Annotated in this window: 19 protein-coding genes; all 19 read left to right on the forward strand. The window is 72.0% G+C overall.

Annotated features, from left to right (window positions below; genetic code table 11):
* The first annotated feature begins 53 nt into the window (after positions 1 to 53).
* The 19 genes from ACTWQA_RS38720 to ACTWQA_RS38810 all read left to right on the forward strand — a co-directional run bounded on the left by ACTWQA_RS38720 (position 54) and on the right by ACTWQA_RS38810 (position 9,404).
* Positions 54 to 320: a hypothetical protein gene (locus ACTWQA_RS38720; protein WP_443163899.1), complete on the forward strand. Its 267-nt coding sequence runs from the start codon at positions 54 to 56 to the stop codon at positions 318 to 320.
* Complete coding sequence (locus ACTWQA_RS38725; protein WP_443163900.1) at positions 317 to 964, forward strand: hypothetical protein; 648 nt, start codon at positions 317 to 319, stop codon at positions 962 to 964. Before ACTWQA_RS38720 ends, ACTWQA_RS38725 begins: the two co-directional genes overlap by 4 nt.
* On the forward strand, positions 961 to 1,416 hold the full coding sequence (locus tag ACTWQA_RS38730; RefSeq protein ID WP_443163901.1) for a hypothetical protein: 456 nt from the start codon (positions 961 to 963) through the stop codon (positions 1,414 to 1,416). The genes ACTWQA_RS38725 and ACTWQA_RS38730 overlap by 4 nt, the downstream gene beginning before the upstream one ends.
* Before the next feature lie 138 nt (positions 1,417 to 1,554).
* Positions 1,555 to 1,944 (forward strand): hypothetical protein, encoded by a 390-nt coding sequence (locus tag ACTWQA_RS38735; protein WP_443163902.1) that lies wholly within the window; start codon positions 1,555 to 1,557, stop codon positions 1,942 to 1,944.
* On the forward strand, positions 1,944 to 2,369 hold the full coding sequence (locus ACTWQA_RS38740) for a VVA0879 family protein (RefSeq protein WP_443163903.1): 426 nt from the start codon (positions 1,944 to 1,946) through the stop codon (positions 2,367 to 2,369). The genes ACTWQA_RS38735 and ACTWQA_RS38740 overlap by 1 nt, the downstream gene beginning before the upstream one ends.
* Positions 2,366 to 2,797 (forward strand): hypothetical protein, encoded by a 432-nt coding sequence (locus ACTWQA_RS38745; protein ID WP_443163904.1) that lies wholly within the window; start codon positions 2,366 to 2,368, stop codon positions 2,795 to 2,797. Before ACTWQA_RS38740 ends, ACTWQA_RS38745 begins: the two co-directional genes overlap by 4 nt.
* Positions 2,797 to 3,054 carry a hypothetical protein gene (locus tag ACTWQA_RS38750; protein WP_443163905.1) on the forward strand — a complete coding sequence of 86 codons (258 nt, stop codon included), beginning with the start codon at positions 2,797 to 2,799 and terminating at the stop codon, positions 3,052 to 3,054. Before ACTWQA_RS38745 ends, ACTWQA_RS38750 begins: the two co-directional genes overlap by 1 nt.
* The gene (locus ACTWQA_RS38755; RefSeq protein WP_443163906.1) at positions 3,051 to 3,242 is read left to right on the forward strand and encodes a hypothetical protein; all 192 of its coding nucleotides are present in this window, start codon (positions 3,051 to 3,053) and stop codon (positions 3,240 to 3,242) included. The genes ACTWQA_RS38750 and ACTWQA_RS38755 overlap by 4 nt, the downstream gene beginning before the upstream one ends.
* Positions 3,239 to 3,433 (forward strand): hypothetical protein, encoded by a 195-nt coding sequence (locus ACTWQA_RS38760; protein WP_443163907.1) that lies wholly within the window; start codon positions 3,239 to 3,241, stop codon positions 3,431 to 3,433. Before ACTWQA_RS38755 ends, ACTWQA_RS38760 begins: the two co-directional genes overlap by 4 nt.
* Before the next feature lie 27 nt (positions 3,434 to 3,460).
* Complete coding sequence (locus tag ACTWQA_RS38765; protein WP_443163908.1) at positions 3,461 to 4,702, forward strand: helix-turn-helix domain-containing protein; 1,242 nt, start codon at positions 3,461 to 3,463, stop codon at positions 4,700 to 4,702.
* On the forward strand, positions 4,699 to 5,049 hold the full coding sequence (locus ACTWQA_RS38770) for a hypothetical protein (RefSeq protein WP_443163909.1): 351 nt from the start codon (positions 4,699 to 4,701) through the stop codon (positions 5,047 to 5,049). The genes ACTWQA_RS38765 and ACTWQA_RS38770 overlap by 4 nt, the downstream gene beginning before the upstream one ends.
* Positions 5,046 to 5,426 carry a hypothetical protein gene (locus ACTWQA_RS38775; RefSeq protein ID WP_443163910.1) on the forward strand — a complete coding sequence of 127 codons (381 nt, stop codon included), beginning with the start codon at positions 5,046 to 5,048 and terminating at the stop codon, positions 5,424 to 5,426. The genes ACTWQA_RS38770 and ACTWQA_RS38775 overlap by 4 nt, the downstream gene beginning before the upstream one ends.
* A gap of 44 nt (positions 5,427 to 5,470) precedes the next feature.
* Complete coding sequence (locus ACTWQA_RS38780; RefSeq protein ID WP_443163911.1) at positions 5,471 to 6,298, forward strand: hypothetical protein; 828 nt, start codon at positions 5,471 to 5,473, stop codon at positions 6,296 to 6,298.
* Positions 6,299 to 6,314: 16 nt separating this feature from the next.
* The gene (locus ACTWQA_RS38785; RefSeq protein ID WP_443163912.1) at positions 6,315 to 6,542 is read left to right on the forward strand and encodes a hypothetical protein; all 228 of its coding nucleotides are present in this window, start codon (positions 6,315 to 6,317) and stop codon (positions 6,540 to 6,542) included.
* Complete coding sequence (locus tag ACTWQA_RS38790; RefSeq protein ID WP_443163913.1) at positions 6,539 to 6,814, forward strand: hypothetical protein; 276 nt, start codon at positions 6,539 to 6,541, stop codon at positions 6,812 to 6,814. Before ACTWQA_RS38785 ends, ACTWQA_RS38790 begins: the two co-directional genes overlap by 4 nt.
* Positions 6,811 to 7,926 carry a hypothetical protein gene (locus ACTWQA_RS38795; protein WP_443163914.1) on the forward strand — a complete coding sequence of 372 codons (1,116 nt, stop codon included), beginning with the start codon at positions 6,811 to 6,813 and terminating at the stop codon, positions 7,924 to 7,926. Before ACTWQA_RS38790 ends, ACTWQA_RS38795 begins: the two co-directional genes overlap by 4 nt.
* A 390-nt stretch (positions 7,927 to 8,316) precedes the next feature.
* Positions 8,317 to 8,994: a winged helix-turn-helix domain-containing protein gene (locus ACTWQA_RS38800; RefSeq protein ID WP_443163915.1), complete on the forward strand. Its 678-nt coding sequence runs from the start codon at positions 8,317 to 8,319 to the stop codon at positions 8,992 to 8,994.
* A complete protein-coding gene (locus ACTWQA_RS38805) occupies positions 8,991 to 9,125 on the forward strand; it encodes a hypothetical protein (RefSeq protein ID WP_443163916.1) in 135 nt (44 codons plus the stop codon). Before ACTWQA_RS38800 ends, ACTWQA_RS38805 begins: the two co-directional genes overlap by 4 nt.
* Positions 9,126 to 9,194: 69 nt before the next feature.
* Positions 9,195 to 9,404 carry a hypothetical protein gene (locus tag ACTWQA_RS38810; protein WP_443163917.1) on the forward strand — a complete coding sequence of 70 codons (210 nt, stop codon included), beginning with the start codon at positions 9,195 to 9,197 and terminating at the stop codon, positions 9,402 to 9,404.
* Positions 9,405 to 9,407: the final 3 nt, after the last annotated feature.

The raw sequence follows: 9,407 nt of genomic DNA on the forward strand, positions 1-9,407 counted from the left end.
ATGGCGATCGCCAGTCCCACCAGCACCAGCAAGACTCCCGAAGGGAGCAGATCATGATCCACCCTAAAGCGGGCGAAGACCTGCCCGAGCCGCTGGTCAACCTCCAGGCCGCCAACCCCGGCTGGTCGATCTGGACCAGCCGCGGCGACTGCGGATTCGTCTCGCGCTGCTACGCCACCCGCCTCGGTGAGCTGACCCGAGACCAGACCGACCGCGGGCTCGCCATGACCGTCCACGCTGAAACCCCCGACGGGCTGTCCCACCTCCTGGCCAAGCAGGCCGAGATCTCCCAGGATCTGGCCGAACGGGGACTCGCATGAACAACGGCCAACACCCCCCGGCCCCTGCGGAGTCGTACCCGCGCGCCGTCTACGCCGCCGACCGGCACATCACCCCAGACACCGTCTCGGTGGAGGCGTCGGAGACGACGCTGATCCTATGGCTGGCCGGCATCATGGTCGGCGTTCCCCGTGACGCCGATGACACGCGCCTGCAGGCCAGCCTGCACCTCGCCTGGCATCTGAGCCAGACGGCCGAACGGTTCGGAGCCCTGGTACGGGCCGAGCTGGAGCAGCGGCAGCGGGAGCGCACCGCCGCGCCGATCGCCGCGGCGATGCGCGCCGCTTCCCACGCCCGCCTCGCTCCCTCCGCTCCGGCCGCGCCTGCGACCGGGGATGTGCTCGCCCAGCAGGCCGCGCCGCCTGGCGCGCGCTACTGCACCGGATGCGGCAACCAGCTACGGCCGGTCACCCCGGAGGAGACGGCCGCCGCGGCCACGGCGGCCGAGCCGGCGGACACGCGGCGGGACTGCCCGCACTGCCGGGTGGAGTTCCTGGCCGATCAGGTCAGGGCACGCGCCGAGCACACCTCCAGCCCGCCCGCGCCCGCGGTCTTGGCGGAGACCGGGCTCATGCCCGTCGTGGCGGACGCCACCGCCCACCCGAACGGGGACCACACCCCATGAGGGCCGAGGTGATCATCCCCACCGTTATCACGGTGGCCTACCTCGTCGGCGTGCTGGTCTTCTGGGACCGGCTGGAACGCCGGGAGCGTGCATACAGCCCCCGTCGCCGGACGGCCGAGGCCGCCCTGCTGGAGCACCCGGTGTACGTGCCACCCGGGCACCCCGAGTACTTCCCCGAGCTCGACAGCCTGGACGGCGAGCTGGCGCAGGTGCATGACGTGCTCTGGCCGCGCGAGGAATGGCTGTTCGTCCTGGACTGCCCTGACCCCGCGCTGACCGGCTACGTCACCCCTGCCGAGGCGCACGCCGAGGAGCCGGGCGGCGTGTCATACACGTGCGCGTGCGGGCTGGTGCACGTGCGTCGCAGCCGGCGTGCCCGCGGCCGCGGCATGCGCGGCCGCGGTGGCCGTCGACGTCGGCCCCGCGCCGACCGGAGCCGCAGCTCCCCCTGACTTCCCATACCGCCCGCCCAGCGCGTAGGGGAAGCGCGCATCGGCGGGCACGGGGTGCCGGCCGCATCCGGAGGGACTCGCGGCCCGCGCTGCGGCCGGCCCCCATTCCCCATCCTGACCATCCCAAGAAAGACGATCATGAGCGCTCCGACCCACCAGCCCGGCGAGCACGTCCGGGTCACCATCGAAGGCCGCATCCAATTCGCCAACGACACCGGGATCACCCTGCGGCAGGACGATCTCCTTTTCCCGATCGCCTACGCGCCCACCGTCAAGATCACCCGCGTGGCCCCGGCCGACGGCGAACCGCAGCCGGGCCAGATCTGGGCCGACGCGCACGGCACCGAGTGGTACGCGGCCCGCCGCACCAGCGGCCGTGGCGAGTCCCGGGTCTACCTGTACGCCCCCGACGGCCGCGACTACCACTGGTCCGACGTCCACACCGACGACCAGCTCGGCCCGATCCGCCTCGTCCGTCCCGCGAACCCGGTCCCGGCCGTTCCCCAGCACGAGACGGCGGTGCTCTGATGGCGCACCGCAAGCTCACCCACGCCGAGTTCCTCGCCGAAGCCGAGAAACGGTTCGGTAAGGACCCTCTGAAATGGGCGTTCGCCTGCCCCAACTGCAGCGACACGGCGACCGGCCTGGACTTCACGGTCGCGCTGACCAGCCATCCGCGCACCGACGCCCACGGCCGCGAGGTCCGCTACTGGGAGATCCTCGGGCAGGAATGCATCGGCCGCACCCTCGGCGCGCTGTCCGGTGACCCCACCACCGACCAGGGCCGCGGCCGTGCCGAACGCGGCTGCGACTGGGCCGCCTACGGCCTGATCCGCGGCCCCTGGGAGATCGTCCTGCCCGAGGGCCAGAGCATCTGGTGCTTCCCCCTCGCCGACCAGGCTGGCCACGCCGATCCCGGGACCGCTGATACGGCGAAGGCAGGTGCCCGGTGACCCGTCTCGAGCCCAACCCGTACAGCCCATACGCGAACGCGGACCCCGACGTCCGGCACCTGTTCGCCGTGCCGTCCTGGCTCATGGCGTCGCCCCGGCCGGGCACGCTCACGCCCACCGCGTGCGGCGCCCTCGCCGTCGTGCCCGAGACGCCGATCAAGCTCACGCCGGGCGATCCGCTGCCTGAGGGGGTGTGCGGCGCGTGTGCGCAGGCGCAGGCCGCCGACACCGTCGTAGCGCGGACCGGCCCCCTTACAGACTGCCAGGAGTGCGGCCTGGGCACCACGCACGGCGCGATCTGCGCCATGTGCCGCGGCGACCTGCACGAGGCCTGGTGGCTGGCGAAGAACACCGCGAATGCGGAGTGCACGTGTTCCGAGGTTGGCCCCTGCCCCGCCCACGCCGAGTCAGGCGGGAGGTCGCGCTGATGGAGATTCTCCTCATCTCAGCCCTGGCCGCCATCGCCGCCGCCAACGCGGCCTGGTGGTGGTACCGGGACCGCGACCAGCAGACCCACATCCGCCTCCTGCGAGCCGAACGCGACCACGCCCGACGCCGGGCGGACGACTGGTGGATCAAGGCCGTACGCGCCGAGCAGGAGCTGCGTACCGCCTCCGACGAAGCGACCTCGTTGCAGGAGCGCAACCGCATGCTCACCGACCTGATCGGAGGCGATCGCACGTGATGATCCCCCGCCGAGTAGGCCAGCGCGTCATCGGCACCCACGGCATCGGCATCATCACCGGCCTGGGCACCCTGCGCGGCGAACAGGTCGTGTACGTGCTGTGGGACCAACCCCAGTACGACGGCGAGAACAACGAGTGGCGTGACACCGTGCGCGCCCGCGACGTCGTCCCCCTGAGCGCGTCATGACACCCGAGCAGCTGCACGCCGCCGTCGACGCCCGCCGGCGCGAGCTCGGCCTGAAGTGGTGGCAGATCGCCGTGCAGGCCGACGTCAGCGCGTCCGCGCTGGAGCGGCTGCGTAACGGCGTCGTCGGCGACCGCACCCGCGAGCAGCTGGCCGCCTGGCTGCGGCGAAGACAGACCCCGCCCAAGGAGTGACCGAGACCACCCTGAAGCGAGGTGTAAGTGAGCGAGGAAGAACCGGGCGAGGCAACCCCGGTCGATGACGCGCCCGCCCCTGCGTGGGCCGCCGCCTATCTGTCACCTGGGCAGCTGAGCATCGACCGCGGCTTGCAGTGGATCCTGCTGGTCTACTCCCGCCGTGGCTGGGATCCCTCTCGGGTGAACGTCGCGCAGCGGCTGTACGTGCACACGGTTGGCCGCCAGCGAAAGCACTGCAACCCGAGCATCACGTCCCTGGCAGAAGACTGCGGGATCTCCGAGACGACCGCCGCGGCGGCGGTGGAGGACCTGGAGTCGGAGGGGTGGCTGGTAGTGGTGCGCCGCCGCCGGCACCCGAACGTGTACCGGCTGGCGTGGCCGCCCTTGGACCGGCATCCGGGCGATCGGGAGCAGGTGCCGCGGTGCGGTGCGCCGACCAAGAAGGGCGGCGTGTGCACGCGGCGAGCGGGCCGGGGCACGGCCACGCCGGGGGTCGGTCCGTGCGTGCTTCACGGGGGGACGCCGGCGGGGCCGCGGGTGCTGTCCGGCCCGATTGAAGGCTCGGTTGAACCCCAACCATTGGGGTCCAACGAGGCCGTCGGCCCTGTGGATAACCCGCCGACCGAACAAAGTTCGACCCCAACCACTGGGGAGTTTGACCCCAACCACTGGAGCGTTGAACCCCAACCACTGGAGCGTTGGACCCCAACCACTGGGGTGGAGTACGTCGTGAGTACATCAACCAGTACGAAGGGAGTACATGAATCCCGGGTTCTCGCCGTAGGCGACCTCGAGGACCGTAACGAGCGCGCGACCGCACGAGCGCCTTCGGCGCAACCCGGAAGATCATCGCGCTTAAGAGCCCACACCCCCGCCGGGATCCTCGCCCGCATCCCCCGCTACCGGCCCCTGCTCGGCACCCGCTACGGCTGGGCACTCATCGCCCTCCTCAAGCGGGCCCTGGCCGCCGGCTACAGCCCCGACGCGATCACCCGCTACGCCGAGATGGTCATCGGCGAAGCCTGCTTCCAAGAGCACCAGCACGTGCCCGAGCTGCGCTACGCCCTGGCCCGCCTGAGACGCGACGCCGACCTCGGACACACCTGCCGAACCTGCGCCAACGACCCGGACATCTGCACCTGCGCCTGGACCGGCGACACCGAGATCACCCTCGACGCCGAAACGGTCGAGCGCGCCCTGGCCAGCCTCGGCGCCGGCCCCGAAGAACGGGCCGCCTGCCTGGCAGCCGCGAGGAGCGCCGCATGATCCCCGCACCGAGCGAGCTGCGCGCCTGCCGCGACTGCGGCCGGTCGGTGCTGTGGACCACCACCGCGGCCGGCAAGCGGCTCGCGGTGGACCCGCACCCGGCAGAGGACGGCAACCAGGCCTGCTACCGGATCGCCCCCCGCTCGTGGGTGTCTCGCAGCCTGGACGGGGCCGACGCCCGCCCGCCGGCCCGCTGGGAGGAGCGCTATCGGCCGCACGTGGCCACCTGCACCGGTCGCCCGGCCGTGCAGGAGGCGCTGCCCGTCGTGCTGCCCGACCCGCCGAACGTGATCCGCATCGACCCGCGCCGTCGGGGGCGCGCGCGTCGCAGGAAGGGACGCCGATGAGCATGATCTTCGCCCCTGGCGAGCGGCATGTCGTGGCCCACCGGCCGTCCGGGAACGGCACCAGGTGCGGGCTGCCCGTCAACGACGGCTGGCAGACCCTCCCGCCGGAGCTGAGCACGCCCATGTGCGCCGAGTGCACGGACAGCCCGCAAACCCCCGAGCACGAGGCCCCACAAGCCCTCGAGGAACAGCCCGCCACGGAGACGCCCAGCGTGTCCCAGGAGCCGCCACAGCCCACACCGGCCGCCCCGCAGGAGCCGCCGCCCGCCGCGCAGGAGAAGGCCCCGCAGGACGAGGCACCGCCGCTGCCCCACGCCCCAACCGGCGTGCCCCTGGTGTGGCGGGTCCTCGCCTGGCTCCGAACCCTCCGCCCCTGACCCGCCGCCGGCACCCGCCCGGCGCTCAACCCTGGAAGAACACGATGACCGACACCACCACCGAACGCGCCGCCCTTACCGCAGGCCCGGCCGCCTACCGCGTGGCCGCCACCCAGCTGAACGCTGACGACGGCCCGTACCTGGTGCTGGAGTGCACGCACGAGCACGACCACGACGCCTGCACGCCGGGCCGCTGCATCAGCAACCTGCTCCACGGCACCCGCTACCGCACGGGCGTCGATCTCGGCACGCTGCTCCAGGCCGCGATCAACCACTACCACTGCCACACCGGCACCATGCCGTGCGAACTCGCCGAGCAGCTGCGCGAACAGATCGCCGAACTCGGCGCCTACCGGCTGTGCCCGGACATGGACGTGCACCCGTTCCTGGTACTCAACTGCCCCTACCTCGAACGCGAGACCGCCCGCCTCTGCCCGGACACCGTCGACGGAGAATGCCTGGCCAACCTGCTGCCGGAGGACCAAAACACCGGCAGCGTCGAACTCGGCACGCTGCTCCGGCTCGCCGCCGAGCACGAGCTGGCCCGGGCACGCGCGCTGGCCGAGCGCCTCGGGGCCGAGAGCCTCGAAGCCCGCGCGGCCGAGCTCACCGCCCAGCACATCGCCCTGGCCGGCGTCGCGGCCGGGCGGGAGGTCGAAGACGCCCGGCGCAAGCAGCAGGCCGCCGAGGAGCACGCCGCCGAACTGCTCGCCCGGCTCGCCGCGCTCCGCCGGGCCTGGGCCGAGCGGCAGAGGGCGGAGATCTACGCCCGGGAGACCTCCGACGGGGTGAGCGCGTTCATCGCCTCTGAGAGTGCGGACCTGATCGGCCGATTCCTCGCCGATCTCGACCGGGCGGCGAACGGTGGCTGAGCAGACCGTCCGCACCATGGTCATCACACTCAGGTCCGGCGCCCAGCTGCGCCTGCCCATCGTCAAGTACCACCTCGTCAAGAGCCGGCACGGCCGCCGTCTCAAGCGCGTGCTGGTGGACACCCCGGACAACACGCACCCGGTGGCGTACATCGACGTGCGCCAGGTCGCCCTCATCCACATCGAACCTGACACCGGCACCCCCGAGCGCGATGCCCGGCAGCCCGCCAAGGAGCCGGAGTGAGCACGCAGCTGGCGCTCTGGACTCCACGCCGCCGCGGGAGACGCCGTCGTCGCGGGCGGTGGGTGCCGCGCTGCGACGACTGCGGACGCCGCATCCGGGCCGCAGAGTCCCTGCGCGTCGGCCCAGACGGCAAACGCCGCGGCGACAAGTGCCGACGCGCCTACAACCGGGCCAGGCGCCGCCTGTGCATCCCTACGGCCATCCCCGTCCGCACATGGCGGGACATCCCCGGCCAGCTCGCCATCCCCGACCCCGACCAGGAACGACCATGACCATCGACCCGTTTGCCGCCGACGAGGTGCCGGCGCTGCGCCGCGACCTGCTGGAGTGGATACGCGACGGCCGCGGCCTGGCCTTCCACGCCCGCATGTCCCACAGCGCCGGCACCATGATGGGCCGCCCCGAGCTCGACGGGCACCCCGGCATGATGCACGCCTACGCCGAGATGCTCGTCGCCCAGGAGACCCGCACGCTGGCCGACGCCGAGTTGTACTTCGTCACCGCCGAGATGACCGAGCTCGTGCAGACCGCCGCCGCTTCCATGCCCGCGTTCCCTCCCGATGCCGACGACTTCCCCGTCCCGGCCGGGCTGGTCGTGTACGAGACGCCGCTCGTGCAATACGAGCGGTCCGAACTCACGGCGCTCGTCATCGATGGCCGCCTGGCGTTCGATCCGCGCGACGGCCGCGAAGAGGTCGGCGTCAGCGCCTGCACTTGGGGCCCGTACGACGCCGGCGGCCAATGGCGGCACGGCGGCGTGTGGATGAGCTTCTACCGCAACCGCGCCGAGATGCTCGCCAAACTCCACGACGACCGGGACCGCGATCACCTCCGCGACATCGTGACCCGCCTGGTGCCGGACAACGAGTACGGCATCCAGTTCACGGCCGACCAGGCGAACAAGGCGAGCCTCGAGGAGCGCCTGGCCGAGACGGATAAGCCGGCTTACACCTCGTACTGGGCCAAGCACCTGATGGCCACGCTGCTGCTGATGCGCCAACCCCTCGTCTACCAGCGGGCCGAACCCATCCGGAGAGGCCTGCGCCGCCGGCTGGAACGCTCCGGCTACCCGACCGGCGACATTCAGATCCTGGACGCCCGGCCACGCCGGTACACCACCTTGCCGCACGACGACTCCGGCCATGGGGCCGGGCCCGAGGCCGCGGCGGAAGAGACCGGGCGGAAGATCGGCGTCCGGTTCCCCGTCCGCGGGTTCTGGCGCAACCAGTGGTACCCCTCCCGCCAAGTGCACCGGCCGAAATGGATCGACCCGCACTGGCGCGGCCCCGAAGACGCCCCGATCACCCATGCCGAACGCGTACGCGTGCTTCGCCACCACCCCGACCACGACCAGGAGGCGCCCAGTGCCCAAACCCACGCCTAGCCGTCCCCTCCCACCCGACCCCGCCCCCGCCGCGTCGTGCGCCTGGGGCTGCACACCGAGCGTGGGGTGGCGCTGGTATCGCGGCGCCGCCTCCTGGGAACGCGTCTGCCGCTCCCACACCGGCGCTCCGGCCTCGCTCACCAAGCGTGAATACGTGCCCGACGACGCCATCGTCGTGCGTCAAGGGGGCTCTCGGTGACCTGCGGCAGTGGAGAGGGAAGGGCTGCCCGGCAAGGCGGAGGCAATGTGAGCAAGGCCGCCGGACAGCCCTCTGGTCGCGGGTCACGCTCCTCCAGATCCGAAACCCGCGACGCAGGTCTATCAGTAATCGACCCATCACGGATAGTGACCGAAGGGCCTGTAGCCCCAGGCCATGCCCAGGAAAGCGCGATGAGCGACCACGACTCCACCCCCACACGCACAACCGGCCGGGGCCGCCTCCACATCGACACGCGCGCCTACCGGGCATGGGTCGACGACCGGCCGGTGGACCTGACGCGTCTGCTGTTCCGGCTGCTGCTGGAACTGGGCCTCAACGAGGGCGCCGTCCTGACCTACGACCACCTCACGATCAACGTGTGGAACACCACGCCGATGCCGAGTTCCATCAAGAACGTCCAGGTGTCCATCTACAGCCTGCGGCGGCGCCTCGGCGACGGCGGTAGCCTGATCCGCTGCATCGACCGTGTCGGTTACATGCTCGCCCCCGGCTCGCTGGCCGAACCGGTCGAGTCCCTCCCGGTCGTCGAGCTACCCCCGCCGGTCGTCGAGCCGCCCCCGCCCTCCGACAAGAAACCGGAACTCGACCTCGCCCAAGTCCTGCGGGACTCGATCGCCAACCTCTCCGCTTACATCGAGGACCGCGCCGCCGAGCTCGCCAGGCCCCGGATCGCCGCGATCCGCCGGGAGGCCGAGCAGCGCATCGCCGAACTGGAGGGCGCGCTGGCCGCCGAGCGGCAGAGACGGCAGGACCTGGCGACCGAGACGCGCCGCCAGGTGAAGGCGCTCGAACAGCAACTCGCCCGCGCCCTGGCCGGGTCGGGCCGGCCGGAGGGTGCGGCCGGATGAACCCGCGTCAGCGCTACGCCCTCGCGCACCCGCTCACCGACCCGCGCCGCGAGGACCTCGGCGCCTACCGGGCGGTACGACGCCACGCCACCGGCCTGCTGCTCGTGTCGATTCTGGCGGTGGATCGTTGAGCGCGCCTCAACCAAGGGCGGCCGGTCTGGCATGCCTCCGTCAGCGCGTGGGATCCGGGCACCCAGCACATGACCCTCAACGAGGCCCTTGCCGAGCGGGAAGCCATACGGCTGCTCGCCGGAGTCGGGGGCGACCGCGAGTGGTGGATCTACTCGCGGGGCCGGGTGGGGCATCTTCGCATCCCGGTCACCGCTGAGGAGTATGAGCTGATCCCGCCGGGGTGCGTGGTCGCGGACGCGGGCGAGTCCGGCCCGGAGCGGCCGCGTACGAGGCGGTGAGGC

Origin of the sequence: Nonomuraea sp. 10N515B (assembly GCF_052245915.1) — a bacterium.
Taxonomy (GTDB): domain Bacteria; phylum Actinomycetota; class Actinomycetes; order Streptosporangiales; family Streptosporangiaceae; genus Nonomuraea.

What these genes read in the sequence shown, in the direction of transcription:
- ACTWQA_RS38805 (WP_443163916.1), top strand. Translation starts at nt 8,991, where the DNA reads ATGAACCCGCGTCAGCGCTACGCCCTCGCGCACCCGCTCACCGACCCG.
- ACTWQA_RS38775 (WP_443163910.1), top strand. Translation starts at nt 5,046, where the DNA reads ATGAGCATGATCTTCGCCCCTGGCGAGCGGCATGTCGTGGCCCACCGG.
- ACTWQA_RS38730 (WP_443163901.1), top strand. Translation starts at nt 961, where the DNA reads ATGAGGGCCGAGGTGATCATCCCCACCGTTATCACGGTGGCCTACCTC.
- ACTWQA_RS38780 (WP_443163911.1), top strand. Translation starts at nt 5,471, where the DNA reads ATGACCGACACCACCACCGAACGCGCCGCCCTTACCGCAGGCCCGGCC.
- ACTWQA_RS38810 (WP_443163917.1), top strand. Translation starts at nt 9,195, where the DNA reads ATGACCCTCAACGAGGCCCTTGCCGAGCGGGAAGCCATACGGCTGCTC.
- ACTWQA_RS38800 (WP_443163915.1), top strand. Translation starts at nt 8,317, where the DNA reads ATGAGCGACCACGACTCCACCCCCACACGCACAACCGGCCGGGGCCGC.
- ACTWQA_RS38720 (WP_443163899.1), top strand. Translation starts at nt 54, where the DNA reads ATGATCCACCCTAAAGCGGGCGAAGACCTGCCCGAGCCGCTGGTCAAC.
- ACTWQA_RS38760 (WP_443163907.1), top strand. Translation starts at nt 3,239, where the DNA reads ATGACACCCGAGCAGCTGCACGCCGCCGTCGACGCCCGCCGGCGCGAG.
- ACTWQA_RS38740 (WP_443163903.1), top strand. Translation starts at nt 1,944, where the DNA reads ATGGCGCACCGCAAGCTCACCCACGCCGAGTTCCTCGCCGAAGCCGAG.
- ACTWQA_RS38750 (WP_443163905.1), top strand. Translation starts at nt 2,797, where the DNA reads ATGGAGATTCTCCTCATCTCAGCCCTGGCCGCCATCGCCGCCGCCAAC.
- ACTWQA_RS38785 (WP_443163912.1), top strand. Translation starts at nt 6,315, where the DNA reads ATGGTCATCACACTCAGGTCCGGCGCCCAGCTGCGCCTGCCCATCGTC.
- ACTWQA_RS38735 (WP_443163902.1), top strand. Translation starts at nt 1,555, where the DNA reads ATGAGCGCTCCGACCCACCAGCCCGGCGAGCACGTCCGGGTCACCATC.
- ACTWQA_RS38795 (WP_443163914.1), top strand. Translation starts at nt 6,811, where the DNA reads ATGACCATCGACCCGTTTGCCGCCGACGAGGTGCCGGCGCTGCGCCGC.
- ACTWQA_RS38725 (WP_443163900.1), top strand. Translation starts at nt 317, where the DNA reads ATGAACAACGGCCAACACCCCCCGGCCCCTGCGGAGTCGTACCCGCGC.
- ACTWQA_RS38770 (WP_443163909.1), top strand. Translation starts at nt 4,699, where the DNA reads ATGATCCCCGCACCGAGCGAGCTGCGCGCCTGCCGCGACTGCGGCCGG.